Here is a 26,218-nt window from a genome sequence, read left to right as displayed (position 1 = left end):
GCGGCCGGCCGTAGTTGACTGAGGTTGAGCGGAACAGACTCAACCTTGGCGTCGTTGGACAGCGTGGCAGACCCACGGCCGAGCAACCGGCCGTTCCCCCCTATCGGACCCGTGCGAGAGGACGAGAGCCCGAGACCATGGCGCAGAGCAAGCTCACCACCCGTTCCCAGGAGGCCGTCGCCGCCGCGCAGCGGCTCGCGGTCGACCGCGGTCAGGCCGCCCTGGAGCCCCTGCACCTGCTCGCCGCCCTGCTGGAGCAGTCGGACGGCATCGCCGTGCCGCTGCTGAAGGCGGTGGGCGCCGAGCCCTCCGACGTCCGCGCCAAGGCCGAGGCCGCGCTGAAGCGGATGCCGAGCGTCACCGGCGCCACGGTGCCCGCCCCGTCGCCGTCCCGCGAGCTGCTGCGCGTGATCAACCTCGCCTCGGAGCAGGCGAGCGCGCTGGGCGACGAGTTCGTGTCCACCGAGCACCTCCTGGTCGGGCTGGCCGACTCCGACGGCGAGGCCGGCACGGTGCTGAAGAGCTCGGGCGCCACCCGCGACGCGCTCCTGGCCGCCTTCCGCACCGTCCGCGGCAACCGCAAGGTCACCAGCGCCGACCCGGAGAACACCTTCCAGGCGCTGGAGAAGTACGCCGTCGACCTGACCGAGCGCGCCCGCGAGGGCAAGATCGACCCGGTCATCGGCCGCGACACCGAGATCCGGCGCGTCGTCCAGGTGCTGTCGCGCCGGACCAAGAACAACCCGGTCCTCATCGGCGAGCCCGGCGTCGGCAAGACGGCGATCGTCGAGGGTCTCGCGCAGCGGATCGTCGCCGGCGACGTGCCGGAGAGCCTGAAGGGCAAGCGCCTCATGGCGCTCGACCTCGGCGCGATGGTGGCCGGCGCCAAGTACCGCGGTGAGTTCGAGGAGCGGCTCAAGGCCGTCCTGCAGGAGATCACCGAGGCCGAGGGTCAGATCATCACCTTCATCGACGAGCTGCACACGATCGTCGGTGCCGGTGCGACCGGCGACTCCGCCATGGACGCCGGCAACATGATCAAGCCGATGCTGGCCCGCGGCGAGCTGCGCATGGTCGGCGCGACCACGCTCGACGAGTACCGCGAGCACATCGAGAAGGACCCCGCGCTCGAGCGCCGCTTCCAGCAGGTGCTCGTGGGCGAGCCGAGCGTCGAGGACACCATCGGCATCCTGCGCGGGCTCAAGGAGCGCTACGAGGTCCACCACGGTGTGCGGATCACCGACGCCGCGATCGTCGCCGCCGCCACGCTGTCGGACCGGTACGTCACCGCCCGGTTCCTGCCGGACAAGGCGATCGACCTGGTCGACGAGGCGGCCAGCCGGCTGCGCATGGAGATCGACAGCCGGCCGGTCGAGATCGACGAGGTCGAGCGCGCCGTCCGCCGGATGGAGATCGAGGAGATGGCGCTGGCCAAGGAGGACGACCCGTCGTCCCTCGAGCGCCTGGCCGCCCTCCGCGAGGACCTCGCCGACCGGCGCCAGCAGCTGGCCGAGCTGACCGCCCGCTGGCAGCAGGACAAGAGCGCGATCACCCGCATCCAGCAGATCAAGGAGGAGCTGGAGCGGCTGCGTTCCGAGGCGGAGCGCGCGGAACGGGACGGCGACCTGGCCCGGGTGGCCGAGCTGCGCTACGGCCGGCTGCCGCAGCTGAACAAGGCGCTGTCGGAGGCCGAGGCCGCCGCGGAGGACGCCTCCATGCTCAAGGAGGAGGTCTCCGCCGACGACATCGCCGAGGTCGTGCAGGCCTGGACCGGCATCCCGGCCGGCCGGCTGCTCGAGGGCGAGACGCAGAAGCTGCTGCGCATGGAGGACGAGATCGGCAAGCGGGTCGTCGGCCAGCCCGACGCCGTCCGCGCCGTCTCCGACGCGGTCCGCCGGGCGCGCTCCGGCGTCGCCGATCCCGACCGGCCCACCGGGTCGTTCCTCTTCCTCGGCCCGACCGGCGTCGGCAAGACCGAGCTGGCCAAGGCGCTGGCGGAGTTCCTGTTCGACGACGAGCGGGCGATGGTCCGCATCGACATGAGCGAGTACTCCGAGAAGCACTCGGTGGCCCGGCTGGTCGGGGCGCCTCCGGGCTACGTCGGCTACGAGGCCGGCGGACAGCTCACCGAGGCCGTGCGGCGGCGCCCGTACACCGTCGTCCTGCTCGACGAGGTGGAGAAGGCGCACCCCGACGTCTTCGACGTGCTGCTCCAGGTGCTCGACGACGGCCGGCTGACCGACGGCCAGGGCCGGACGGTGGACTTCCGCAACACCATCCTGATCCTGACCTCGAACCTCGGCTCGCAGCTGATCGCCGACCAGTCGCTGCCCGAGGAGCGGCGCCGCGACGCGGTCATGGGTGTCGTCCGGTCGCACTTCAAGCCGGAGTTCCTCAACCGGCTGGACGACGTCGTGGTCTTCCGGGCGCTCGGCAGCGACGAGCTCGCCGGCATCGTCGACATCCAGGTCGGCGTCCTGGCCCGGCGCCTGGCCGCCCGCCGGCTGACGCTCACGGTCACCGACGCCGCCCGCGAGTGGCTGGCCCTCAACGGGTTCGACCCCGTCTACGGCGCCCGCCCGCTGCGCCGGCTGGTGCAGTCGGCGATCGGCGACCAGCTGGCCAAGGCGCTGCTGGCCGGCGAGATCCGCGACGGCGACGAGGTCGTCGTCGACGCCGCGGACGACTTCGCCGGCGAGACCGGGCTGACCGTCCGCCGCAGCTGAGCGAGGACCTCCTCGCCCCGCCACGGGGCCGCAGGCCGGCAGAGCCCGCCGGATCCGCACGGATCCGGCGGGCTCCGCCGCGTCCGGCGGCGGCCGACACGCGCACCCGGTGTGCCCGGGAGGTCCGGCGGTCCACCATGATCGGCGGGAGGATCGACGCGGATTCAGGGAGTGACCATGACGTCAGGGCAGGGCGGCGGCTTCCCGGAGCAGCCGACGGGACGGCCCGACGACGCGCAGGGGCAGCCCGGCCAGGGCTACCCGCCGCCGCAGGGCTACCCGCCCCCGCAGGGCTACCCGCCGCCGCAGGGCCACCCCCCGGCGCCGCCCGGGCAGCCGGGGTACCCGCCGGCGCCCGGCTACGGCCCCGCGCCGGCGGCGCCGCAGGCGCAGTGGGGCGGCGGCCCCCCGCCGGTCGAGCGGCCGGTGACGGTGCGGGCGGGGATCGGGGCCTTCCTGGCCAGCCTGATCCTCGGGGTGATCGCCACGATCGTGACCTTCGCCGACCTCGACGCCCTCGTGGACCGGGCCGTCGCCGAGGCGACCGCGCAGGGCGGCACCGTGGACCTCACCGACGACGCCGCCCGCGCCGTCATCCTGATCAGCGCGGTGATCACCCTGGTGATCGTCGGCCTGCAGGCGATGTTCATCTGGTTCGCCTGGCAGGGCCGCAACTGGGCCCGCATCGTGCTGTTCGTCATCGGCGGGTTCGGCATCGTCAGCGGGCTGTTCGCCCTGGCGGGCGGGAGCACCGTCGGGTCGGGCTTCCTCCAGGGGCTCAACGTCTTCTCGTTCCTGCTCGTCCTCGCCGGCGTCGTCCTCCTGGCGCTCAAGCCGTCCAACGACTGGTACCGGTACCGCGGCTGGCTGCGGGCCACCGGCCAGAGGGGCTGACGGCCGCGCCTCGTCCGATGTCGCGTCGTCCGGCGATGAACCGAACCCGGCCCCGCGCCGAACACCTCCCGTGACCACCACCGAGCGCGGCCCGGCGGCGCCCGCCGGCGCCGGGCCCGGGCCGGTGGGGGACCGGCGGCGCGAGCGACGGCTGCTCGCGGCCCTGGCCGGGCTGGTCGCGGCGGCGGTGGCGCTCGGGACGGCCCAGCTGGCGGCCGGCTTCGTGCGCCCGGCCGCCGCGCCGGTGGTGGCCGTGGGCGACGCGGTCATCGCCGCCGTGCCGGAGGCGGTGAAGGACGTCGCCATCCGCACCTTCGGCCAGCACGACAAGCTCGCCCTGGTCGTCGGGACGCTGGTGCTCCTGGCGGGCTTCGCGCTGGTGCTGGGCGTGCTCGCGCTGCGCCGCCGGTGGGTCGGCGCGGCGGGGGTCGCGCTGCTGGGCGGCCTGGGCGCGCTGGCCGCGCTCACCCGGCCGGCGGGCGGACCGCTCGACGCGCTGCCCTCGCTCGTCGGCGCGGCGGCCGGCACCGTCGCGCTGATCACCCTGCTGCGCCCGCTCACCCCCGCGCCCGGCGCCCCGCGCCCCGGGCCCGACGCCGCCGACGCGGAGGTCGTCGACCGGCTGCGGGCCGCGCTCGCCGCGGGCGACCGCAAGGCGACCGGCCTCGACCGCCGGCGGTTCGTCGTCACCGGCGGGGTCGCGCTCGGGGTCGCGGCGCTGACCGGCGGCGGCGGCGCGCTCCTGCGCCGGCGCTTCGACGTCGCCGACGCGCGCGCCGACCTCGCCCTGCCCACCCCGGCGTCCCCGGCGCCCGCCCTGCCGCCGGGCGCCGACCTGGCCGAGCGGGTGGCGGGCCTCACCCCGCTGATCACCGCCAACCGCGACTTCTACCGGATCGACACGGCGCTCACCGTGCCGCAGATCCGCCCCGCCGCGTACCGCCTGCGGTTGTCCGGCATGTTCGAGCAGCGCCGCACCTACACCCTCCAGGACCTCTTCGACCGCGACGACCTGATCGAGCGGGACATCACCCTCACCTGCGTGTCGAACGAGGTCGGCGGCGGGCTGGCCGGCACCGCGCGCTGGACCGGCGTCCCGCTGGGCGCCCTCCTGCGGGAGAACGGCATCGGCTCCGGCTCGACCCAGCTCGTCTGCCGCTCCAGCGACGGCATGACGATCGGCGCGCCGACCCGGGCCGCGCTGGAGACCGCGGACGCCATGCTCGCGTTCGGCATGAACGGCGAGCCGCTGCCGGTCGAGCACGGGTTCCCGGTCCGCATGGTCATCCCCGGGCTGTACGGCTACGTCTCCGCGTGCAAGTGGCTCACCGAGATCGAGGCCAGCACCTTCGACGCCTTCGACGCCTACTGGGTCGAGCGCGGCTGGGCCGCGGAGGGCCCGGTCAAGACCGCCGCCCGCATCGACACCCCCGCCGCGCTGCGCCCGGTGCGCGCCGGCCGGCGGCCCATCGCCGGGGTGGCCTGGGCGCAGGGCCGCGGCATCGACCGGGTGGAGGTCCAGGTCGACGACGGCGAGTGGCAGCAGGCCGAGCTCTCGCCCCAGGTCGACGCCGACGTCTGGCGGCAGTGGGTGCTGCCCTTCGACTTCTCCGTCGGCCGGCACCGGATCACCGTCCGCGCCACCGACGGCGAGGGCCGCCTGCAGACCGAGCGGCGCGCCGAGCCGTTCCCCGACGGCGCCAGCGGCTGGCACTCGGTGCAGGTGTTCGTCACCTGACGCGCCGACGTCCCGGGCGGTCCGCCGGCGGCCACCCCGCCCCGCGCCATGCTGTGCACCGGTCCGGCCGGAGTGCGGTGACCCGCACGGACAGGAACGAGGAGCACCCGTGAAGAGCACCACCCTCGCCCGTGGCGTCCCCGCCGGCGTCGCGCTCGTCCTCACCCTGGCGGCGTGCAGCTCCGACGGCTCGTCGGGCACGGGTGCCGCGGCGAGCAGCACCCCGGCCACGTCGTCCGCGCCGGCCGCCGACGACGGCGCGACGTCGTCCGAGCCCTTCGGGGCCGCCTGCGCCGAGATCCCGGCCGCCGGGGGCGGCTTCGAGTTCATGAGCACCGCGCCCGTGGTCACCGCCGCCGGCAGCACCCCGGTGTTCTCCACGCTGGTGCGGGCCGTCACCGCGGCCGGCCTCGTGGAGTCGCTCAACGCCCAGGAGGACGTCACCGTGCTGGCCCCGGCCGAGGTGGCGTTCCAGGCGGTCCCGGCCGACCAGCTCGGCGCCGTCCTCGCCGACGTGCCCCAGCTGACCGCGATCCTGACCCACCACGTGGTCCAGGGCCGGCTGGCGCCGGACGAGCTGGCCGGCGAGCACACCACGCTGAACAACGACACCGTGACCATCGAGGGCTCCGGCGAGCAGTTCACGATCAGCGGGGAGCAGACGCTCACCACGCAGCCGGCCTCGGTGATCTGCGGCAACGTGCGGACGGCGAACGCGACGGTCTACGTCATCGACCAGGTGCTCGCGCCCGAGCCCGCCGGCTGAGCGAGGACCCGCACCCGCCTCGCAGGCTCGGGCGGTACCCGCACGATGCCGGTCGTTAGGTTGGCGGGCATGACGGCCGCCCCCGCCCTGCCCGACCGTGACCGGCTGCTCGAGCTCATCGTCGAGCTCGCCGTCGTGCACGGGAAGGTGACGCTCTCCTCCGGCCGCGAGGCCGACTGGTACATCGACATGCGCCGGCTGACCCTGCACCACGAGGGGGCGCCGCTGGTCGGTCGGGTCATGCGCCAGCTCACCCGCGACCTGCGCTACGACGTGGTCGGCGGGCTCACGCTCGGCGCGGACCCCGTCGCGACGGCGATGCTGCACGCGGCCGCCGACGGCGAGGGGTACCTCGACGCCTGCGTCGTCCGCAAGGCCGGCAAGGCGCACGGGCTGCAGCGGCGGATCGAGGGTCCCGACGTCGCCGGCCGGGCGGTGCTCGTGGTGGAGGACGTCTCCACGACCGGCAGCAGCCCGCTGACGGCCGCGGAGGCGCTGCAGGAGGCCGGCGCCGAGGTCATCGGGGTCGCGGTGATCGTCGACCGCGGTGGCCGGGCCGCCGTCGAGCAGGCCGGGTTCGAGTACCGGGCGGCGTTCGAGCTGGCGGACCTGGGCCTGAGCTGACCGCACCGCATACCGTGTGACCGTGACCACGGCGACGGCGACGTGGATCGCCGAACTCACCGACGCGCTCGGCGCGGACGGCGTCCTGACCGATCCCGACGTGACGGTGTCCTACGCCCGCGACCAGGCCATGCTGGCCGAGGCCGGCACCCCGGCCGCGGTCGTCTTCCCGCGCAGCACCGCCGAGGTGTCGGGGGTGCTGCGGGTGGCGAGCCGGCACGGCGTGCCGGTGGTCCCGCGCGGCGCGGGCTCCGGCCTGGCCGGGGCGAGCAACGCCGTCGACGGCGCGATCACGCTGGTGCTGACGCGGATGGACGCCGTCCTGGAGGTCTCCCCGGCCGACCGGCTGGCCGTCGTGCAACCCGGGGTCGTCAACAAGGCCCTGCGCGACGCCGTCGCCGGGCACGGGCTGTTCTACCCGCCCGACCCGTCCAGCTACGACTGGTGCACGATCGGCGGCAACCTCTCGCAGAACTCCGGCGGGCTGTGCTGCGTCAAGTACGGCGTCACCACCGACTACGTCCTCGGCCTGGAGGTCGTGCTCGCCGACGGGCGGGTGCTGCGCACCGGCCGGCGCACCGTCAAGGGCGTCGCGGGGTACGACCTCGCCCGCCTCTTCGTCGGCTCCGAGGGCACGCTCGGCGTCATCACCGAGGCGACGCTGCAGCTGCGGCCGGCCCCGAAGCCCCCGGTCACCCTCGTGGCCACGTTCGCCACCACGGCGCAGACCGGCGCGGTGGTGGAGCGGGTGGTGACCAGCGGGCTGGTGCCCAGCCTGCTCGAGGTCATGGACAACACGTGCATCTGCGCGGTCGACGACCTGCTCCGGGCCGACCTCGACCGCGACGCCCACGCGCTGCTGGTCGCCCAGTCCGACGCCGGCGGCGAGGCGGCGGCGCAGGAGATCGAGGCGCTCGCCGAGGTCTGCCGGGCGGCCGGCGCCGACCTGGTGCACACCACCGACGACCCGGCCGAGGGCGACCTGCTGCTGGCCGCCCGGCGCATGGCGCTGCCCGCGCTGGAGCAGCTGGGCAGCACGCTCATCGACGACGTCGCCGTCCCGCGCTCGCGGATCGCCGGCTTCCTCGACGGCTGCGACGCGATCGCCGCCGAGCGGGCGCTCACCATCGGCGTCGTCGGGCACGCCGGTGACGGCAACATGCACCCGACGATCTGCTTCGACGCCACCGACGCCGACGAGCGCGCGCGGGCCTTCGAGGCGTTCGACGACATCCTCGAGCTCGGGCTCTCCCTGGGCGGCACGGTCACCGGCGAGCACGGCATCGGCTCGATCAAGGTCGACTGGCTGGAGCGGGAGATCGGCCCGGTCGCGCTGGACGTGCACCGCGCGATCAAGGACGCGCTGGACCCGCAGGGCCTGCTCAACCCGGGCAAGGTGCTGCGCCGGGCCCCGGTCCCCGCGCTCGCCGACGTCGCCGCGCTCGGCGGGCGGTGACACGCTGTCGGCCGTGAGCGGCGCCGAGAAACGGCTGGTGGTCATCGGAGGGGACGCCGCGGGGCTGTCCGCGGCCGCGCAGGCCCGACGGCTGCGCGGACCCGACGAGCTGGAGATCCTCGTCCTGGAGCAGGGCCCCGAGGCGTCCTACTCGGCCTGCGGCATCCCCTACTGGGTGGGCGGCGTCGTGGCCGACCGGGACGCGCTCATCGCCCGCACGCCGGCCGACCTCGCCGCTCAGGGCATCACCCTCCGCACCGGGACCCGCGCCGACGCGGTCGACCTCGACGCGGGCACGGTCACCGCCGGCGGGCGGCGGATCGGCTTCGACGCGCTCGTCGTCGCCACCGGCGGCCGGCCGCTGCGCCCCGACGTCCCGGGCCTGGACGCCGACGGCGTCCTCGGCGTGCACCGGCTCTCCGACGGGGCGGCGATCCGGGCCGCGGTGGCGGCGGGCGCGCGGCGGGCCGTCGTCCTCGGCGGCGGCTACATCGGCCTGGAGATGGCCGAGGTGCTGCAGCTGCGCGGCCTGCACGTCACCGTCGTCCTGGCCGACCCGCTGCCGATGGCCCAGCTCGACGCCGACATGGGCGAGCGGGTCTGCAAGGCGATGGGCGACATGGGCATCGACGTGCAGCCGGACCAGCCGGTGCGGGAGATCGAGACCGACGCCGGCGGCGCGGTGCGCGCGGTGCGCACCGACGCCGGCCGCTACCCCTGCGACCTCGTGGTGCTCGGGCTCGGCATGGGCCCCGAGGTGGCGCTGGCCGAGGAGGCCGGCCTGCAGCTGGGCAGCACGGGGGCGATCGACGTCGACCGCACCCAGCGCAGCCGCTCGCACCCGCACGTCTTCGCCGCCGGGGACTGCGCGCAGACCGTGCACCGGCTCACCGGCGACCCGGTGCACGTCGCGCTCGGCACGCACGCCAACAAGCAGGGCCGGGTGGCGGGCTCGGTGATCGGCGGCCGGCCGGCCCGGTTCGCCGGCGTCCTCGGCACCGCGGTCACCAAGATCGGCGACCTGGAGATCGGCCGCACCGGGCTGTGCACCACCCAGGCCGAGCAGGGAGGCTTCGACGTCGTGGCCGAGACGATCGAGGGGACGACGAAGGCCGGCTACTACCCGGGCGCCGACCCGATCGCGGTCAAGGTGCTCACCGAGCGCGGCTCCGGGCTGCTGCTCGGCGCCCAGGTCGTCGGCGGCCCGGGCAGCGGCAAGCGGATCGACGTCCTCGCGACCGCGATCTGGGCCGGGCTGACCGCCGAGGAGCTGGCCGGCTCCGACCTGTCCTACGCGCCGCCGTTCTCGCCCACCTACGACCCGGTGATCGTCGCCGCCCGCGTCGCCAGCCGCGTGGAGCGCGGCTGATGACCGACGTGCGCGGCGCCGACTGGTACGGCGAGGACATCAGCGGGCAGCAGCACCGCGGGACGTGGTTCAGCGGCGTCGACCTGTCGGAGGTCACCGACGCCGGCGCCGTCTTCGAGGACTGCACCTTCCACGACTGCCGGTTCAACGGCTCGCGGCACACCGAGGCGGCGTTCCTCAACTGCACGTTCACCGGCTGCTCGTTCTTCGAGGCCGCGTTCGACCGGTGCAAGGTCGTGGGCAGCCGGTTCGACCGCTGCGGCTTCGACCTGCTCACCGTCACCGGCGGCGACTGGTCGTTCGTCGGGCTCTCCGGCGCCGACCTCTCCCGCGCGTCGTTCACCGGGGTGCGGATGCGCGAGGCCGACCTGTCCGCCGCCCGCTGCGCCGGCGGCGTGCTGCGCGACCTGGACCTCTCCGCCGCCGAGCTCACCGGCGCCGACCTGGCGAAGGCGGACCTGCGCGGCTCCGACCTCACGGCCCTGGACCCGGCCGTGGTCGAGCTGCGCGGCGCCCGCATCGACATCCCGCAGGCCGTCGTCCTCGCGGCCGCGCTGGGGCTGCGCGTCGAGCCGTGATCGGGCGGCTGCCGCGCCCGCCCGCGCGGGTGGGATGCTGACCGCGAGTACGCCGAAGCCGCCGACGCGAGGAGTGCCCCGGATGCCCATCGCGACCCCTGAGGTCTACGCCGACATGATCCGCCGCGCGAAGGAGGGCGGGTTCGCCTACCCGGCGATCAACTGCACGTCGTCCGAGACGGTCAACGCCGCGCTGCGCGGCTTCGCCGACGCCGGCAGCGACGGGATCATCCAGTTCTCCACCGGCGGCGCCGAGTTCGCCTCCGGCACCAAGGTGAAGGACATGGTCACCGGCGCGGTGGCCATGGCCGAGTTCGCGCACGTGGTGGCCGAGAGGTACCCGGTCAACGTCGCGCTGCACACCGACCACTGCCCCAAGGACAAGCTCGACGGCTACGTCCGCCCGCTGATCGCGCTGTCCAAGGACCGCGTCGACGCCGGGCAGGCCCCGCTGTTCCAGTCGCACATGTGGGACGGCTCGGCGATCGACCTGGAGGAGAACCTCCAGATCGCCGAGGAGCTGATCGACAAGTGCGCCGCGGCGAAGATCGTGCTCGAGCTGGAGATCGGCGTCGTCGGCGGCGAGGAGGACGGCGTCGCCCACGACATCAACGAGAAGCTCTACACCGCGCCCGGCGACTTCGTCGCCACCGCCAAGGCGCTCGGCCTCGGCGAGCGCGGCGTGTACCTGCTGGCCGCCACGTTCGGCAACGTGCACGGCGTCTACAAGCCGGGCAACGTCAAGCTGCGGCCCGAGATCCTCAAGCAGGGGCAGGACGTCGTCGCGCAGGAGTTCGGCCTCGGCGACGGCGCCAAGCCGTTCAACTTCGTGTTCCACGGCGGCTCGGGCTCGGCGCAGTCGGAGATCCGCGAGGCGCTGTCCTACGGCGTGGTCAAGATGAACGTCGACACCGACACCCAGTACGCCTTCACCCGGCCGATCGCCGGGCACATGTTCACCAACTACGACGGCGTCCTGAAGGTCGACGGCGAGGTGGGCAACAAGAAGACCTACGACCCGCGCAGCTACCTCAAGGCCGCCGAGACGAACATGGCCGCCCGCGTGGTCGAGGCCTGCGAGGACCTGCTGTCGGCCGGCCAGTCGCAGGGCGCGTGAGCGTGTCCCACCCGCACCAGAACCTGCTGGGGGAGCCCCCGGCCACCCTGCTGCCCGCCAACGACGAGGCGGCGCGGGAGCTGGCCGACGGTGTCCCCGCTGCCGAGGTGGCGGCGCACCACCCCACCTACAGCGCGGCCTGGGCGGCGCTGGCCGAGGAGGCGATCGACCGGCCCGAGCGGCAGCTCGGCGACACGGTCGAGGCCTACGCCTACGCCCGCACCGGCTACCACCGCGGCCTGGACGCGCTGCGCCGCAACGGCTGGAAGGGCTACGGCCCGGTCCCCTGGGCGCACGAGCCCAACCGCGGGTTCCTGCGCTGCGTGACCGTGCTCGCCCGCGCCGCCGAGGCCATCGGCGAGACCGCCGAGCAGGAGCGCTGCACCCAGCTGCTGCGCGACTGCGACCCGTCGCTCGCACCCTGAGCCCGGCAGCCACGATCAGCTGACCTGATCCCGGCAGGTCCTCCCCCGCGCTGCGGCAGGCGGGAGGACCTGCTGCGGCGGGGGAGGACGGTCGGGTAGCGGTACGTGACGGTTCGACCTGCGCGTTCGGCCGAAGGCGCTTACGCTCCGTGGTGACACGGGGGGTTGCCACTCACCTGGAGGTCAGCATGGCCACGCTGCTCTGGATCATCGCCGTGGTGCTGGTGATCGCGGGGATCTTCGCGATCATCCGGCGTCAGCTCCTGTGGGGCATCGTGCTCATCGTCGTCGGTCTGCTGGTCGGGCCGGGAGGCGTGAGCATCTTCGACGTCTAGCTCAGCGCTCGCCCAGTTCGGGGTGCAGCGCGGTCAGGGCGGCGGTGAGCGAGGTGAGCTCCTCACCGCCGGCCATCAGCCGGGTGAGGTCGTCGGCGTCGACGTCGTCCCGGGTGAGGCTGCCGGCCACCTGGCCGCGGGCGAGCAGCAGGAAGCGGTCGCCGACGAGGTGGGCGTAGCGCGGGTTGTGGGTCACGAAGACCACGGCCATGCCCTGCGCGCGGGCGGCGACGACCGACTGCAGCACGAGGGTGTGCTGGGCGACGGTCATCGGCGCCGTCGGCTCGTCGATGACCAGCGCCCGGGCGCCGAAGTGCAGCGCCCGCGCGATGGCCAGGCTCTGCCGCTCCCCGGCCTGCATCGCACTGGCCGGCTGGTCGGGGTCCAGGCCGGTGACGCCGACGCGGGCCATCGCCCGCACCGTGGTGGCGCGCGCCTGCTCCAGGTCGAGCCGGCGCAGCGGCCACGGGCCGCGGGTCGGCTCGGCGCCGAGGAAGAAGTTGCGCCACACCGACAGCAGCGGGGCGACGGCGAGGTCCTGCCACACGGTGGCGATGCCGGCGGCCCGGGCCTGCCGGGGGGAGCGGAACCGCACCGGGCGGCCGGCCAGCAGCAGCTCGCCGTCGTCGTGGCGGCGCAGGCCCGACAGGACGGCCACCAGCGTCGACTTGCCCGACCCGTTCTCGCCGAGCACGCAGGTGATCTCCCCGGCCCGCAGCGCGGCGTTGAGCCGGTTCAGCGCCGGCACCGGGCCGTAGCGGACGGTCAGGCCGCGCAGCTCGAGGACGGGTGGCTCGGTCACGAGCGCGGCACCGCCTTCAGCCGCCGGCGGACGACGCCGTTGGCCAGCAGGGCCACCAGCAGCAGCACCCCGAGGAAGGCCTGGAACCAGCGCGGGTCCCACCCGGCCAGCGAGATGCCCTGGCGCACGACGGCGTAGAGCAGCGCCCCGACGGCCGCGCCCACCGCCGAGCCGTAGCCGCCGGTGAGCAGGCACCCGCCGATGACGGCGGCCACGATGAACTCGATCTCGCTGCCCAGCCCGGGGGAGACCTGGACCGCGCCGAGGCGGACCAGCCCCAGCGTGCCGATCAGCCAGCCGGCGGTGGCGGTGAGGCAGAACAGCGTCACCGTGGTGCCGCGCACCGGCACGCCCAGCTCCCGCGCGGCCCGGCGGGCGCCCCCGCTGGCGAGGACGGCGTTGCCGAAGCGGGTCCGCCACAGCACCCACGTGGCCAGCGCCGTGACGCCGAGGAACCACAGCAGCGAGACGCGGAACCGCCCGTCGCCCAGGAGCACGGTCGACCCGAACACCGCCGCCGCGGAGTCCCAGCCGGCGGCGGAGTCCAGCCCCTCGATCCGCGCCGACCCCGCCACGGCGTGGCTGCCGGCCAGGGTGATGCCCTGCAGCACCAGGAACGTCGCGAGGGTCACGAGGAAGCTCGGCAGCCCGGTGGACACCACCAGCAGGCCGTTGACCGCGCCCACCGCCAGCGCGGTGGCCAGCGAGGCGACGAGGGCCGGCCACACCCCCCACCCGGCGGTCTCGATCAGCAGCGCGGTGACCAGGGAGCTGGCGACGGCGACCACGCCGACGGAGAGGTCGAACTGGCCGGCGACGAGCAGCAGGGCGACCGGCACGGCGCCGATGCCGAGCAGCGCCGCGACGTCGAGCACGCTGGCCAGCCCGCCCGACGAGAGGAGGCCGGGCGCCTGCAGGCCGAAGAAGACCACGACGACGACCAGACCGACCAGCGCGGCGAGGCTCGGGCGGGCCAGCGCGCGGCCCAGCAACCGGCGGCCGGTCGGGACGGGGGGCCGTGCCGGGCCGAAGGTGGGCAGGCGGTCGGTGGTCACCGTCGGACGGGGCCGGTCGGGGGACACGACGTCGGCAGCGGGACCTCCTCGCGAGAGCTCGTGCGCCCAGTGTCCACGAGACAGGACCACCCTTCCTCCCGGGCCTCGCAGGCCCGGCCGGGCCCCTGGGGGGTGGCCGTCAGGGCTGCAGCCGCCAGCGCACCCGGTCGTCGGCGTACCAGGTCCAGCGGGTGACCGGCTTCGGGAAGGGCACGCCGTCGCGGACCACCCGCGCCGGGTCGCTGGCCACCTGCAGCGCCCGGCCCCTGGTGCGGCGCACCGGTCGCAGCGGGATGGTCATCGTCGAGACGCCGATCGTGTCGACGGCGGTCCAGTCCGGGCGGACGTCGAGCCGGGTCACCGGGCCGTCGGCGATCTTGATGTCGTCGTGGTGCGCCTGCATGCCCAGCCGGCGGGACAGGGTGCGGCGCGGGTCCTCGCTCCACGGCTCGAGCCGGCCGTGGTGCAGCAGCACGCCGCCGTGGTCGTCGCGCACGAGGCTCAGCTCGCGCGGCGCCCCGCTGCCGATGCCCAGGGCGCGGGCCAGGCCCGTCGAGGCGGTGTCGTCGGCCGGTTCCCAGGCGACCGGAACCTCGGCGGTCCGGCCGGCGCGCAGCAGCGTCGTCAGGACGCCGGCCAGGGCGGGCACGGCCCCGCGCACGACCACGGACCCGGCGTCGGCGGCGGCCGCGACGGCGTCCTTCCCGGGCGCCGAGCCGGGTTCCAGACCGCGCAGGTCGAGCTCGACGGCAGGCATGCGGCTACCCTGCCACCTGCCAGCCGGGACCGGCCGGGAAGCTCGCGCGAGGAGATGACTCAAGCCGATGCCGGCAGTCGTGCTGATCGGTGCCCAGTGGGGCGACGAGGGCAAGGGCAAGGCCACCGACCTGCTCGGGGGCCGCGTGCCCTACGTCGTCCGCTACCAGGGCGGCAACAACGCCGGGCACACCGTGATCACCCCCGACGGTGAGCGCTACGCGCTGCACCTCATCCCGTCCGGGATCCTCACCCCGGGCTGCACCCCCGTGATCGGCAACGGCGTGGTCATCGACCCGCAGGTGCTGATCACCGAGCTGGCCGGGCTGGAGGAGCGCGGCGTCGACACCTCGCGGCTGGTGATCTCCGCCGACGCGCACCTGATCATGCCGCACCACCGGGCGCTGGACCGGGTCACCGAGCGGTTCCTGGGCAAGCGGCGGATCGGCACCACCGGCCGCGGCATCGGCCCCGCCTACGGCGACAAGGTCGCCCGCGTGGGCATCCGCGTCCAGGACCTGCTGGACCTGTCGATCCTGCGGCAGAAGCTCGAGGGGACGCTGCAGGAGAAGAACCAGGTCCTGGTCAAGGTCTACAACCGCAAGGCGATCGACGTCGACGAGGTGGTCGAGGAGTACGCCGGGTACGCCGAGCAGCTCAAGCACCGCATCGCCGACACCCGCCTGCTGCTGGGCAGGGCGCTCGACGCCGGCGAGTGGGTGTTGCTGGAGGGCTCGCAGGGCACCCTGCTCGACGTCGACCACGGCACCTACCCGTTCGTGACGTCGTCGAACCCGACCGCCGGCGGGGCGGCCACGGGCTCCGGGATCGGCCCCACCCGCATCGAGCGGGTGGTCGGCATCCTCAAGGCCTACACGACCCGCGTCGGCTCCGGCCCGTTCCCCACCGAGCTTTTCGACCAGTTCGGCGACTACCTGCGCAAGCAGGGCGGCGAGGTGGGCGTGACCACCGGCCGCGACCGGCGCTGCGGCTGGTTCGACGCCGTCGTCGCCCGGTACGCCAGCCGGGTCAACGGGATCACCGACTACTTCCTCACCAAGCTCGACGTCCTCTCCGGCCTGGAGACGGTGCCGATCTGCGTCGCCTACGACGTCGACGGCGTCCGGCACGACGAGATGCCGATGACGCAGACGGAGTTCCACCACGCCACGCCGGTCTACGAGGAGATGCCGGGCTGGTTCGAGGACATCCGCAACTGCCGGACGTTCGACGAGCTGCCGGCCAACGCCCAGGCCTACGTGCGGCGGCTGGAGGAGCTCTCGGGCGCGCGGATCAGCGTGATCGGCGTCGGCCCCGGCCGCGACGAGAACGTGGTGGTCAACGACCTGCTGGACTAGCGCCGGCACGCGGCGTCGCGGGGCCCGGAGGGCTCCCGACGCCGGGCGCGGACGCGCTCAGCTCACGCCGGGACGGCTCCTGGCCGGTGTGCGGCCGGGACGGCTGCGATGTCGTTGCGCGCCCGGACGGCGACGTCGGGGGAGTCGGTGATCAGCCCGTCAACGCCCAGCGCCAGCAGCAGGCGGGCCTCGCCCTCCATGTCGCCGGTGCCGGCCGGGTCGGCGCCGCGGCGCAGGTGCCGGGGCAGGAAGGCGTTCTCGGCCCGCAGCGTCCACGGCACGACGGTGAGCCCGGCCCGGTGCGCCTGCGCGACCAGGTCGGAGATGCCGGTGAGGGTCTGCGCCTCGTCGCGCAGCAGGATCCGGTGCCGGCTCGGCGCGATGCCCTGCGCGTAGGTGGAGACCGCGCGCAGGCCGGCGGGGGTGACGAGGACGTCGTCGTCGGCGCAGTCGTCGACCAGCTGCAGCACCTGCGGGCCGTCGTCGCCGAGCTCGGCCCGCAGCGCCCGCAGCGCGGCAGCGTCGAACGACTGCAGCACCACCGGGCCGTCGGCGCGGTCGGCGCCCAGCCGGCGCAGCTCCGAGGCCACCAGCTCGGTCATCGGCAGGCCGTGCTCGGCCGACCAGGTCGGCTTCTTCAGCTCGGCGAGCACGCGCACCGGCCGCTCGGGGGTCGACCGGCGGACGGCGAGCTCCACGACCTCGGCCAGGGTGAGGATCCCGGACCGCCCGTCGTAGGCGGTGTTCAGCGGCCGCAGCGCCGGCATCCGCTCGACGGCGCGCAGCGTCCGCAGCTCCTCGAGGGTGAAGTCCTCGGTGAACCAGCCGGTGCGCTCCACCGCGCCGACCAGGCGGGTGGTGCGCCGGGCGGCGAACTCCGGCCGCTCGGCGACGTCGGTCGAGCGGGACAGCTCGTTCTCGTGCCGCACGACCAGCGCGCCGTCGCGGCTGACGACGACGTCCGGCTCGATCAGGTCGGCGCCGAGGTCGATGGCGAGCTCGAAGCTCGCGGCCGTGTGCTCGGGCCGGTAGGCGCAGGCCCCGCGGTGCCCCACGACGAGGGGCAGGGAGGAGCGGGTCGCCCTGGGAAGTGCCGGCGACTCGGTCGCGGTCATGCAATCGAGAACACCCGAGCAAGCTGAACGGACGCCGAACGGCGGGGTGTGATTCGCGCACAATTCGGACGACAGCGGGCTGACCAGCGCGGCACCATGCCCGCCGTGACCGAACTCTCAGCCCTCGGGTGGACCCCCGATCGCGCGGCGCAGCTCCCCGAGGGGACCGCACCGGCCCGGGTCGCGCGGGTCGACCGCGGGCGGCTCACCGTGCTCACCGCCGACGGCGAGCGGCGGGTGCACCCGGCCGCCGCGCTGCACGACGAGAGCGGGCTGGGCTCGCCGGCGGTGGGCGACTGGGTGGCGCTGCGCGGCGAGCTGGCGGTCGCGGTGCTGCCGCGCCGGTCGGCGTTCACCCGCACGGTCGCCGGGAGGACGTCGGCGGCCCAGGTGGTCGCCACCAACCTCGACGTGGTGCTCGTCGTCGACGCGCTGGCCGGCGAGACCCGGCTGCGGCGGGTGGAGCGCTACCTCGCCGTGGCGTGGAGCAGCGGGGCCACGCCGGTCGTCGTCCTCACCAAGGCCGACCTGTGCGACGACGTCCCCGCCGCGGTCGCGGAGGTGGCCGAGGACGCCCTCGGCGTCGAGGTGCTGGCGGTCAGCTCGGTCACCGGGGAGGGCCTGGACGCCGTCGGCGCGCTGGTGGGCCCGGGCCGGACGGCGGCCATGGTCGGCCCCTCCGGCGTCGGCAAGTCGAGCCTGGCCAACGCCCTGGCCGGCCGGGCGGTGGCCGAGACCCGGGAGATCCGGGAGAGCGACGGGCGCGGCCGGCACACCACCACCGCGCGCGAGCTGCACCTGCTGCCCGGCGGGGGCCTGCTGGTGGACACCCCGGGCATGCGGGAGCTGGCGCTCTACGACGACGCCGACGGCATCGACACCGCCTACGCCGACATCGCCGAGCTCGCGACCCGCTGCCGGTTCCGCGACTGCGAGCACCGCACCGAGCCGGGCTGCGCCGTCGCCGCCGCGATCGACGACGGCACCCTCGACCCGGCCCGCCTGGTGGCCTGGCGCAAGCTGCAGCGCGAGGCGCACCGGCAGCTGCTGCGGGTCGACGCCCGGGCCCGGGCGGAGGAGAAGGCCCGCACCCGCGCCTTCTTCCGCTCGCTGCGCGACCAGCCCAACCGGGTGCGGTGACCCCCACCCGCCCCGCCGCCCCCGCGCCTGCTCGGTAGATTCGGCGCCCGTGCGCGTGCTCGTGATCGGCTCCGGCGCCCGGGAGCACGCCCTGTGCGTGGCTCTGTCCTCCGACCCGGCGGTCGAGGCCCTGGCCTGCGCACCCGGCAACGCCGGCACCCGCGCGGTCGCCGAGCCGCTGGGCGCGACCGCCGCCGACCCCGACTCGGTCGCGGCCGTCGCCCGCGAGTGGGGCGCCGACCTGGTCGTCGTCGGCCCCGAGGTGCCGCTCGTGGCCGGGGCCGCCGACGCCGTCCGCGACGCCGGGATCGCCTGCTTCGGCCCGTCGGAGCAGGCCGCGCAGCTCGAGGGCAGCAAGTCCTTCGCCAAGCACGTGATGGCCGCGGCCGGCGTGCCCACCGCGCGCTCGTGGCCGGTCGGCGGCCCGGCCGAGCTGGAGACCGCGCTCGACGAGGTCGCCGCCGTCTCCCCGGGCACGCCCTACGTCGTCAAGGACGACGGCCTGGCCGCCGGCAAGGGCGTGCTGGTCACCCCCGACCGCGCCGCCGCCCTGGCGCACGGGCGGGCGGTGCTCGACGGCGGGCACGCGGTGCTGATCGAGGAGTACCTCGACGGCCCGGAGGTCTCGCTGTTCGCCGTCACCGACGGGACGACGGTGCTGCCCCTGGTGCCCGCGCAGGACTTCAAGCGCCGCGACGACGGCGACGGCGGGCCCAACACCGGCGGCATGGGCGCCTACGCGCCGCTGCCGTGGGCGCCGCCCGGCCTGGTCGACGAGGTGCTGGCCACCGTGCTGCAGCCGACCGTCGACGAGATGCGCCGCCGCGGCGAGCCGTTCAGCGGCCTGCTCTACGCCGGGCTCGCGCTGACCTCCCGCGGCGTCCGGGTGGTCGAGTTCAACGCCCGCTTCGGCGATCCCGAGACCCAGGTCGTGCTGCCGCTGCTCGAGACCCCGCTGGCCGGGCTGCTGCACGCCGCGGCCACCGGCACGCTGGCCGACCACCCGCCGCTGCGCTGGCGCGACGGCGCGGCCGTCACCGTCGTCGTCGCCGCGGCCGGCTACCCCGAGCGGCCGCGCACCGGCGACCCGGTGAGCGGCGCCGACGGCGAGGGCGTGCTGCACGCCGGCACCGCGCTCGCCGCCGACGGCACCGTGGTCTCGGCCGGCGGCCGGGTGCTGGCGGTCACCGCCGTGGGCGCCGACCTCGCCGCCGCCCGCCGGCTGGCCTACGAGCGGGTGGCCGGCGTCCGGCTGGCCGGCGCGCACTGGCGCACCGACATCGCGCTGGCCGCCGTCGAGGGCCGGGTCAGCGCGTAGCCAGCAGGCCCGACGACGCGTCGAGCGGCCGGTCCAGGACGTCGGCGCCGTCCACCACCTCGGGCAGGAAGCGCCGCCGCAGCCCGGCCACGGTGGCCAGCGCGGCGGCGTCCACCTCGCCCCCCGCCACGAGCCCCTCGGCGGGGCTGCGCAGCCGGGCGGCGTAGCGGCGCGCGAGCTCGGGGGAGAGCCCCAGCCGCTCCGCGGCCTCCTCCGCGGCGACGTCGTCGAGCTCCCCGGCGAGGACCTCGCCGGCGGTGCGGGCGAGCGCCTCCGCCAGCGCCCGCGCCGGCTCCATGAGCGCGTCCCCCGCCACGGCGAGGACGGTGCCGAGGTACGGACCGCACACGTCGGCGACCCCGGCCAGGCGCACGCAGCCCCGGTCCTCGGCGATCAGCTCGTTGCCGGCGTTGAGCATGGTGGCGTCGCACCCGCCGGCGAGCAGGGCCGACAGCCGACGCGGCGTGGACCCGAGGGCCACCAGCTCCAGCTCCTCGCGGGCCACCCCCAGCGACTCCGCCAGCGCGTACATCGCCAGCGCGAAGCCCGACGTCGGGACGTCGACGCCCACCCGCGCGCCGCGGAGGTCGGTCAGCCCGGGGCGGGCGTACAGCGCCAGGCCCAGGCCGCGGTCGACCCCGCTGACGATGCGGACGTCGAGCAGCCCGCCCAGGGGGTTGCCCGGGCTGAACCGGTAGGCCAGCACGTTGTCGGGACTGGTGAGCGCGACGTCGAGCTCGCCGGCGAGCAGCGACCGGAACTGGCCCGGTGAGGAGGCGACCGGCACCTCCTCCGCCGCCAGCCCGGCCTCGGCCAGCCGGCCGGTGCGGCGGGCCAGCGAGAGCAGCACCGACGGGCTGAAGGCGCCCACGGCGAGTCGGGAGGCAGACATCCTGCTGGCGTCCTCCTGCTGGGTCCGGGCGGGACCAGCGAGTATGCCGACGTGCAGTCGATTGCACCAGTGGGCCGCGACGGGCGGGGCCGTCGCGCGCCGGAGGGCGGCGGCGACGGGTTCTTGACAAGGCAGACCCCCCGATAGCACCCTCCAGTCGTCGGTCACAATCGATTGCATTCCGGAGGCCCGGGTGGACGAGCGGGTGGCGTCGGCGATCGCGCACTGGGGCCCTCGCTTCACGACCAACGGGGTGACCGTCTCCGACTTCGAGGAGGTCACGCGCCGGGTCGAGCGCTGGGCCGACTGGTGCGCGGCGTGGTCGGCCAAGGGCGCCGAGCACGAGGCGCTGGGCCGCCGGGCGCTCGACGAGGGCCGCACGCTCTCGGCCGGCCAGCACCTGGCGCAGGCGGCGGTGTACTTCCACTTCGGCAAGTTCGTCTTCGTCGAGGACCTCGCGCAGATGCGCGCGGCGCACGAGCGCGCCGTCGCGTGCCTGACCGCCGCGCTGCCGCACCTGCAGCGCCCCGGACGACGGGTCGAGATCCCCTTCGAGGGCACGCGGCTGGTCGGCGTCCTCCGCACGCCCGGCGCCGGCGGGCCGCACCCCGTCGTCGTCCTGCTGCCCGGGCTGGACTCCACCAAGGAGGAGCTGCGCTCCACCGAGGAGACGTTCCTCGACCGCGGCATGGCGACCCTCAGCGTCGACGGGCCGGGCCAGGGGGAGGCCGAGTACGACCTGCCGATCCGCGGCGACTGGTCGGCCGTGGGCGAGGCGCTGCTGGCCGCGGTGGAGGGGCTGCCGGAGGTCGACGCCGGCCGGGTCGCCGTGTGGGGTGTCAGCCTCGGCGGCTACTACGCACCGCGGGTCGCGGCGGCGCTCGGCGACCGGGTGCGCGCCTGCGTCGCGCTCGCCGGCCCCTACGACTTCGGCGACTGCTGGCCGCAGCTGCCCGAGCTGACCCGCGAGACGTTCCGGGTGCGCTCGCGCGCCGGCACCGACGACGAGGCGCGGCGGATCGCGCACACCCTCTCGCTCGAGGGCCTCGCGGAGAAGATCACCGCCCCGCTGCTGATCGTGTTCGGCCGCAAGGACCGGCTCATCCCCTGGCAGCACGCCGAGCGCCTGCGCGAGACCGCGGGCGGCGAGGTGGAGCTGCTGATGCTCGAGGACGGCAACCACGGCTGCGCCAACCTCGCGCCCTGGCACCGCCCGTACACCGCCGACTGGCTCGCCGCCCGGCTCGCCGCAACCACGAGGAGCACCCAGTGAACGACAGCAGCGTCCCCACCCCGGAGTCGGTCGGCTGGATCGGCGCCGGCCGGATGGGGGCCGCGATGGCCACCCGGCTGGCCAAGGCCGGCGTCAAGGTCACCGTCTGGAACCGGACGAGGGCCAAGGCCGAGCCGCTGGCCGAGGTCGGCTGCGTCGTCGCCGACCGGATCGCCGAGCTGCGCGGCGCGGACGCCGTCTTCGTCATGGTCTCCACCTCCAAGGACCTCGAGCAGGTCCTGCTCGGCGAGGGCGGGCTGCTGGCCGACCCCGACGACGTGCCGCGGATCGTCGTCGACTGCTCGACGGTCGACCAGGCGGCGTCGGAGGCGATGCGGGCCGCGGCCGAGGAGCGCGGCGTGGCCTTCCTGGCCTGCCCGGTCAGCGGCAACGGCAAGGTGGTCACGGCCGGCAAGCTCAGCCTGGTCGCCTCCGGCCCCGAGGAGACGTTCCAGCAGGTCCGCCCGCTGCTCGAGCACATCGGGCGGCACGTCACCTACGTCGGCGAGGGCGACGTCGCCCGGCTGGTGAAGATCTGCCACAACCTGATGCTGGGCGTGGTCACCCAGTGCATGGCCGAGATCACCGTGCTCGCCGAGAAGGGGGGCGTCTCCCGCGCGGCCTTCCTCGAGTTCCTGAACAACAGCGTCATGGGGTCGGTGTTCACCCGGTACAAGTCGCCGGCGTTCGTGCACCTGGACTACACGCCGACGTTCACGCCCGTCCTGCTGCGCAAGGACTTCGACCTGGGTCTGGCCGCCGCGCACGACCTCGACGTCCCGATGCCGGTCGCCGCGGCGACCGCGCAGGCGGTGCAGGCCAGCGTGAGCAGCGGCCGGGTCACCGAGGACTTCGCGATCCTGCTCGACCTGCAGGCGCGCAGCTCCGGCCTGGAGCTGATGCCGGAGGACGTGCCGGTGGACGACGGCCTGGGCGGGGCGGGGCGGTGACCGCCGCGCGGCCGATGCCGGCCCCCGGCCACATGGGGGTCGACTACGAGCAGCGGGTCGACTTCGGCCGGCTGCGCGACTACCGGCTCGGTCGGGCGAAGGCCTCCCTGGAGGCCAGCGAGTGCGGCGCCTTCCTGCTCTTCGACTTCTACAACATCCGCTACACGACCTCGACCTGGATCGGTGGCGCCCTCGGCGACAAGATGATCCGGTACGCCCTGCTGGCCCGCGGCAAGGACCCCGTGCTGTGGGACTTCGGCTCGGCCGTCAAGCACCACCAGCAGTACTCGCAGTGGGTCCCGACCGGGAACTACCGGGCCGGCTTCCTCGGTTTCCGCGGAGCCGTCGCCCCGACGGTCGGCCTCATGGCCGAGGCGGTGGCCGAGATCAAGTCGCTGCTGGTCGAGGCGGGTGTGGCCGACCTGCCCGTGGGTGTCGACATCGTCGAGCCGCCGTTCCTGTTCGAGATGGAGCGGCAGGGCCTGCGGGTGGTCGACGCCCAGCAGCTCATGCTCGACGCCCGGGTGATCAAGTCACCCGACGAGATCATGCTGCTCAACCAGGCGGCGGCCATGGTGGACGGCGTCTACCAGGACATCGTGGAGATGCTCAAGCCCGGGGTGCGGGAGAACCAGGTCGTCGCGCACGCCAACAAGCGCCTCTACGAGATGGGGTCCGACCAGGTCGAGGCGATCAACGCCATCTCCGGCGAGCGCTGCAACCCGCACCCGCACAACTTCACCGACCGGCTGATCCGCCCCGGCGACCAGGCGTTCTTCGACATCATCCACTCGTTCAACGGCTACCGGACCTGCTACTACAGGACCTTCAGCGTCGGCAGCGCCACCCCGGCGCAGCGGGACGCCTACAAGCAGGCCCGCGAGTGGATGGACCGCGGGTTGGCCGGCATCAAGGCCGGCGTGGGCACCGACGAGGTCGCCGCACTCCTGCCGAAGGCCGAGGAGTTCGGCTTCGGCAGCGAGATGGAGGCGTTCGGGCTGCAGTTCGCCCACGGCCTCGGGCTCGGCCTGCACGAGCGGCCGATCATCTCCCGGCTCAACAGCATGAAGGAACCGATCGAGCTGCAGGTCGGCATGGTGTTCGCGCTGGAGACCTACTGCCCGGCCGGCGACGGCTTCTCCGCCGCCCGGCTGGAGGAGGAGGTCGTCGTCACCCCCGACGGGCCGCAGATCCTCACGCTCTTCCCGTCCCAGGACCTCGTCGTCACCAACCCCTACTGAGAGGGCCGGCCATGAGCCTCGACGCGCTCGGCGAGTTCGACCACCTGCTCACCGAGCTCTGGATCGGCGGCAAGCCGGTGCCGGCCTCGGACGGCGGCCGCTTCGACGTCCTCGACCCGGCGACCGGGCAGGTGCTCACCTCCGTCGCGAACGGCACGGTCGCGGACGCGATCGCGGCGGTCGACGCGGCCGAGGCCGCGGCGGCGTCGTGGGCGGCGACCCCGCCGCGGGAGCGGGCGGAGGTGCTGCGCCGCGCGTTCGAGCTGATGACGGCGCAGAAGGAGCCGCTCGCCCGGCTGGTCACGCTGGAGAACGGCAAGGCGCTGGCCGACGCCCGCGGGGAGGTCGCCTACGCCGCGGAGTTCTTCCGCTGGTACGCCGAGGAGGCGGTGCGCGCCACCGGCGCGGTGCAGACGGCGCCGTCGGGCGCGAACAAGATCCTCGTGGTGCAGCAGCCGGTCGGGATCTGCGTGCTGGTGACGCCCTGGAACTTCCCCGCGGCCATGGCCACCCGCAAGATCGGCCCGGCGCTGGCCGCCGGCTGCACGGTGGTGCTCAAGCCGGCCAGCGACACCCCGCTGACGGCGCTGGCGATGGCGCGGATCCTCGAGGACGCCGGGGTGCCCCCGGGCGTGGTCAACGTGCTGCCCGCCCGGCGCTCGGGCGCGGTGGTCTCGGCGATGCTGCACGACCCGCGCGTGCGCAAGCTGTCGTTCACCGGCAGCACCGAGGTGGGGCGGGTGCTGCTGCACGAGGCGGCCGACCAGGTCATCAACTGCTCCATGGAGCTGGGCGGCAACGCGCCGTTCCTGGTCTTCGCCGACGCCGACCTCGACGCCGCCGTCGACGGGGCCATGGTGGCCAAGATGCGCAACGGCGGCGAGGCGTGCACCGCGGCCAACCGCTTCTACGTGGAGCGCCCGGTGGCCGAGGAGTTCGGCCGGCGGCTCGCCTCGCGCATGGCCGCCCTCGCCATGGGGCCGGGGCTGGACGAGGGCACCCAGCTCGGCCCGCTGGTCAACGACGACACCGCCGCCAAGGTCGACGAGCTGGTGCGGGGCGCGGTGGCCGAGGGCGCGACCGCCGTCGTCGGGGGCCGCCGTCCCGACCGGGAGGGCTACTACTACGAGCCCACGGTGCTCACCGGCGTCCGGCCGGGCTCGGCGATCCTGGGCGAGGAGATCTTCGGCCCGGTCGCGCCGGTCGTCGCCTTCGACGAGGAGGCCGAGGCCGTCCGGATGGCCAACGACACCGAGTACGGCCTGGTCTCCTACGTCTACACCCGCGACGTGGGCCGCGGCCTGCGGGTGAGCGAGGCGCTGGAGGCGGGCATGGTCGGGCTCAACCGGGGGCTGGTCAGCGACCCCGCGGCGCCGTTCGGCGGGGTGAAGCAGAGCGGCATCGGCCGCGAGGGCGGCCACCACGGCCTGCTCGACTACCTGGAGAGCAAGTACATCGCCGTCCAGTGGTGACGCCGCCGCGCGCCTGACCCGCGCGGTGTGGTCGCCACCCGCGCGGTGTGCGGCACGGGTGGCGACCGCACGGCGAGGGGACGCCGTCGTCCTCCCGCACCGCCGTGGCTCCTCCCTCACGTCGCAGCGTGGGGGAGGACCTCCTCGGACCAGGTCACCTGATCGTCGCCCGCGACCGTCAGGAGCGGGGGGCGGCCCAGTAGTCGGGGCGGGCCTTGGTCTCGGCGAGCTCCTCGGCGGTGCGGAAGCCGGGCGCCAGCGAGGCGTCGGTGCCGGCCATGTACTGGTGGTGGTCGATGCCGAGCAGGCGGATCCAGCTCTGCTGGCCGAACGTGAGCGCGATGAAACAGCCCAGCTCGACCAGCTCGGGCTCGGAGAAGTGGGCGTGCAGCCGCGCCCAGAAGCCCTCCTCGTCGGCCGGCATGCCCCACGCGATCGCCTCGGCGTAGGACAGCGCCGCCTTCTGCCGCTCGTCGTACCGCTCCGACTTCTCGAAGTTGAGCAGCTCGTCGTACTGCATCTCCTCGAGACCGGCCCTGGAGGCCTTGATCGAGCGCTGGTTGCCGCAGAACTCGCACGTCACCGTGCGCGAGATGTAGACGCGGCACAGCTCCTTGATCGCGTGGTCGCAGACGCCGGCGTGGAACAGCGCCTTCCACGAGTCGGCGAACGCCCAGAACGCCTCCGGGACGTGCGCGCGCACCGCCGAGCTCTCCGGCCGGGGCGTGCCCTCGCGGGCGCAGCGGTGCATCTCCTCCTGCATCGCCTCGTTCATCGACTCCAGCGGCACGTAGCTGATGTGCGGGCGGGGCATGGCG

The 26,218-nt window shown here is 74.8% G+C and carries 24 protein-coding genes; 18 read left to right on the top strand and 6 right to left on the bottom strand.

Going from position 1 to position 26,218, the window contains the following annotated elements; all coding sequences use genetic code 11:
* The first annotated feature begins 137 nt into the window (after positions 1-137).
* From clpB to ACI78S_RS03195, 11 genes are all read left to right on the top strand, one after another.
* The gene (gene clpB / locus ACI78S_RS03245; RefSeq protein ID WP_456970763.1) at positions 138-2,726 is read left to right on the top strand and encodes an ATP-dependent chaperone ClpB; all 2,589 of its coding nucleotides are present in this window, start codon (positions 138-140) and stop codon (positions 2,724-2,726) included.
* 177 nt (positions 2,727-2,903) lie between these two features.
* Positions 2,904-3,620, top strand: a complete 717-nt coding sequence (locus ACI78S_RS03240; RefSeq protein ID WP_456970762.1) for a hypothetical protein — start codon at positions 2,904-2,906, stop codon at positions 3,618-3,620.
* Between the two features lie 70 nt (positions 3,621-3,690).
* On the top strand, positions 3,691-5,358 hold the full coding sequence (locus tag ACI78S_RS03235) for a molybdopterin-dependent oxidoreductase (RefSeq protein WP_456970761.1): 1,668 nt from the start codon (positions 3,691-3,693) through the stop codon (positions 5,356-5,358).
* 109 nt (positions 5,359-5,467) lie between these two features.
* Positions 5,468-6,124 (top strand): fasciclin domain-containing protein, encoded by a 657-nt coding sequence (locus ACI78S_RS03230; RefSeq protein WP_456970760.1) that lies wholly within the window; start codon positions 5,468-5,470, stop codon positions 6,122-6,124.
* Positions 6,125-6,193: 69 nt separating this feature from the next.
* Complete coding sequence (pyrE, locus tag ACI78S_RS03225; RefSeq protein WP_456970759.1) at positions 6,194-6,748, top strand: orotate phosphoribosyltransferase; 555 nt, start codon at positions 6,194-6,196, stop codon at positions 6,746-6,748.
* A gap of 22 nt (positions 6,749-6,770) precedes the next feature.
* A complete protein-coding gene (locus tag ACI78S_RS03220) occupies positions 6,771-8,204 on the top strand; it encodes an FAD-binding oxidoreductase (protein ID WP_456970758.1) in 1,434 nt (477 codons plus the stop codon).
* A gap of 13 nt (positions 8,205-8,217) precedes the next feature.
* The gene (locus ACI78S_RS03215; RefSeq protein ID WP_456970757.1) at positions 8,218-9,573 is read left to right on the top strand and encodes an FAD-dependent oxidoreductase; all 1,356 of its coding nucleotides are present in this window, start codon (positions 8,218-8,220) and stop codon (positions 9,571-9,573) included.
* Positions 9,573-10,151, top strand: coding sequence for a pentapeptide repeat-containing protein (locus ACI78S_RS03210; protein ID WP_456970756.1), 579 nt, complete (start codon positions 9,573-9,575; stop codon positions 10,149-10,151). Before ACI78S_RS03215 ends, ACI78S_RS03210 begins: the two co-directional genes overlap by 1 nt.
* 82 nt (positions 10,152-10,233) lie before the next feature.
* A complete protein-coding gene (fbaA, locus tag ACI78S_RS03205) occupies positions 10,234-11,268 on the top strand; it encodes a class II fructose-bisphosphate aldolase (protein ID WP_456970755.1) in 1,035 nt (344 codons plus the stop codon).
* The gene (locus ACI78S_RS03200) at positions 11,265-11,693 is read left to right on the top strand and encodes a DUF3151 domain-containing protein (protein WP_456970754.1); all 429 of its coding nucleotides are present in this window, start codon (positions 11,265-11,267) and stop codon (positions 11,691-11,693) included. Before fbaA ends, ACI78S_RS03200 begins: the two co-directional genes overlap by 4 nt.
* Positions 11,694-11,881: 188 nt before the next feature.
* Complete coding sequence (locus ACI78S_RS03195; protein WP_456970753.1) at positions 11,882-12,028, top strand: GPGG-motif small membrane protein; 147 nt, start codon at positions 11,882-11,884, stop codon at positions 12,026-12,028.
* Between the two features lies 1 nt (position 12,029).
* Here the strand turns inward: ACI78S_RS03195 and ACI78S_RS03190 are convergent, their stop codons facing one another.
* From ACI78S_RS03190 to ACI78S_RS03180, 3 genes are all read right to left on the bottom strand, one after another.
* Complete coding sequence (locus ACI78S_RS03190; RefSeq protein WP_456970752.1) at positions 12,030-12,830, bottom strand: ATP-binding cassette domain-containing protein; 801 nt, start codon at positions 12,828-12,830, stop codon at positions 12,030-12,032.
* Positions 12,827-13,885: an ABC transporter permease gene (locus tag ACI78S_RS03185; protein WP_456970751.1), complete on the bottom strand. Its 1,059-nt coding sequence runs from the start codon at positions 13,883-13,885 to the stop codon at positions 12,827-12,829. The genes ACI78S_RS03190 and ACI78S_RS03185 overlap by 4 nt, the downstream gene beginning before the upstream one ends.
* A gap of 139 nt (positions 13,886-14,024) precedes the next feature.
* Positions 14,025-14,642 (bottom strand): hypothetical protein, encoded by a 618-nt coding sequence (locus ACI78S_RS03180; RefSeq protein WP_456970750.1) that lies wholly within the window; start codon positions 14,640-14,642, stop codon positions 14,025-14,027.
* Positions 14,643-14,709: 67 nt separating this feature from the next.
* On the opposite strand from ACI78S_RS03180, the gene ACI78S_RS03175 reads away from it, so the two are divergent.
* A complete protein-coding gene (locus ACI78S_RS03175) occupies positions 14,710-15,999 on the top strand; it encodes an adenylosuccinate synthase (protein ID WP_456970749.1) in 1,290 nt (429 codons plus the stop codon).
* 62 nt (positions 16,000-16,061) lie between these two features.
* Here ACI78S_RS03175 and ACI78S_RS03170 read toward each other — a convergent pair whose 3' ends face one another.
* Positions 16,062-17,114: a glycerophosphodiester phosphodiesterase family protein gene (locus ACI78S_RS03170; RefSeq protein WP_456970748.1), complete on the bottom strand. Its 1,053-nt coding sequence runs from the start codon at positions 17,112-17,114 to the stop codon at positions 16,062-16,064.
* Positions 17,115-17,210: 96 nt separating this feature from the next.
* Between ACI78S_RS03170 and rsgA the strand changes: the two genes are divergently transcribed.
* Together rsgA and purD are read left to right on the top strand one after the other, a co-directional pair.
* On the top strand, positions 17,211-18,254 hold the full coding sequence (rsgA, locus tag ACI78S_RS03165) for a ribosome small subunit-dependent GTPase A (protein WP_456970747.1): 1,044 nt from the start codon (positions 17,211-17,213) through the stop codon (positions 18,252-18,254).
* 49 nt (positions 18,255-18,303) lie between these two features.
* Entirely contained in the window at positions 18,304-19,572 is a 1,269-nt protein-coding gene (gene purD, locus ACI78S_RS03160; protein ID WP_456970746.1) for a phosphoribosylamine--glycine ligase, read from the top strand.
* On the opposite strand, the gene ACI78S_RS03155 is transcribed toward purD, so the two are convergent.
* Positions 19,562-20,464 (bottom strand): ABC transporter substrate-binding protein, encoded by a 903-nt coding sequence (locus ACI78S_RS03155; protein WP_456970745.1) that lies wholly within the window; start codon positions 20,462-20,464, stop codon positions 19,562-19,564. The two genes, purD and ACI78S_RS03155, sit on opposite strands and share 11 nt — an antisense overlap.
* A 193-nt stretch (positions 20,465-20,657) precedes the next feature.
* Between ACI78S_RS03155 and ACI78S_RS03150 the strand changes: the two genes are divergently transcribed.
* From ACI78S_RS03150 to ACI78S_RS03135, 4 genes are read left to right on the top strand one after another with little or no spacing between them, the layout of a single operon-like run.
* Positions 20,658-21,737 carry an alpha/beta hydrolase family protein gene (locus tag ACI78S_RS03150; RefSeq protein ID WP_456970744.1) on the top strand — a complete coding sequence of 360 codons (1,080 nt, stop codon included), beginning with the start codon at positions 20,658-20,660 and terminating at the stop codon, positions 21,735-21,737.
* Positions 21,734-22,687 (top strand): NAD(P)-dependent oxidoreductase, encoded by a 954-nt coding sequence (locus ACI78S_RS03145; protein WP_456970743.1) that lies wholly within the window; start codon positions 21,734-21,736, stop codon positions 22,685-22,687. Before ACI78S_RS03150 ends, ACI78S_RS03145 begins: the two co-directional genes overlap by 4 nt.
* Entirely contained in the window at positions 22,684-23,928 is a 1,245-nt protein-coding gene (locus ACI78S_RS03140) for a M24 family metallopeptidase (protein WP_456970742.1), read from the top strand. The genes ACI78S_RS03145 and ACI78S_RS03140 overlap by 4 nt, the downstream gene beginning before the upstream one ends.
* 11 nt (positions 23,929-23,939) lie before the next feature.
* On the top strand, positions 23,940-25,400 hold the full coding sequence (locus ACI78S_RS03135) for an NAD-dependent succinate-semialdehyde dehydrogenase (RefSeq protein WP_456970741.1): 1,461 nt from the start codon (positions 23,940-23,942) through the stop codon (positions 25,398-25,400).
* A 178-nt stretch (positions 25,401-25,578) separates the two neighbouring features.
* Here the strand turns inward: ACI78S_RS03135 and ACI78S_RS03130 are convergent, their stop codons facing one another.
* Positions 25,579-26,214, bottom strand: coding sequence for a carboxymuconolactone decarboxylase family protein (locus ACI78S_RS03130; protein WP_456970740.1), 636 nt, complete (start codon positions 26,212-26,214; stop codon positions 25,579-25,581).
* Between the last annotated feature and the right edge of the window lie 4 nt (positions 26,215-26,218).

The sequence above is a fragment of the Geodermatophilus sp. SYSU D00815 genome (genome assembly GCF_054050035.1).
This window is presented reverse-complemented; position numbering and strand designations above follow the sequence as displayed.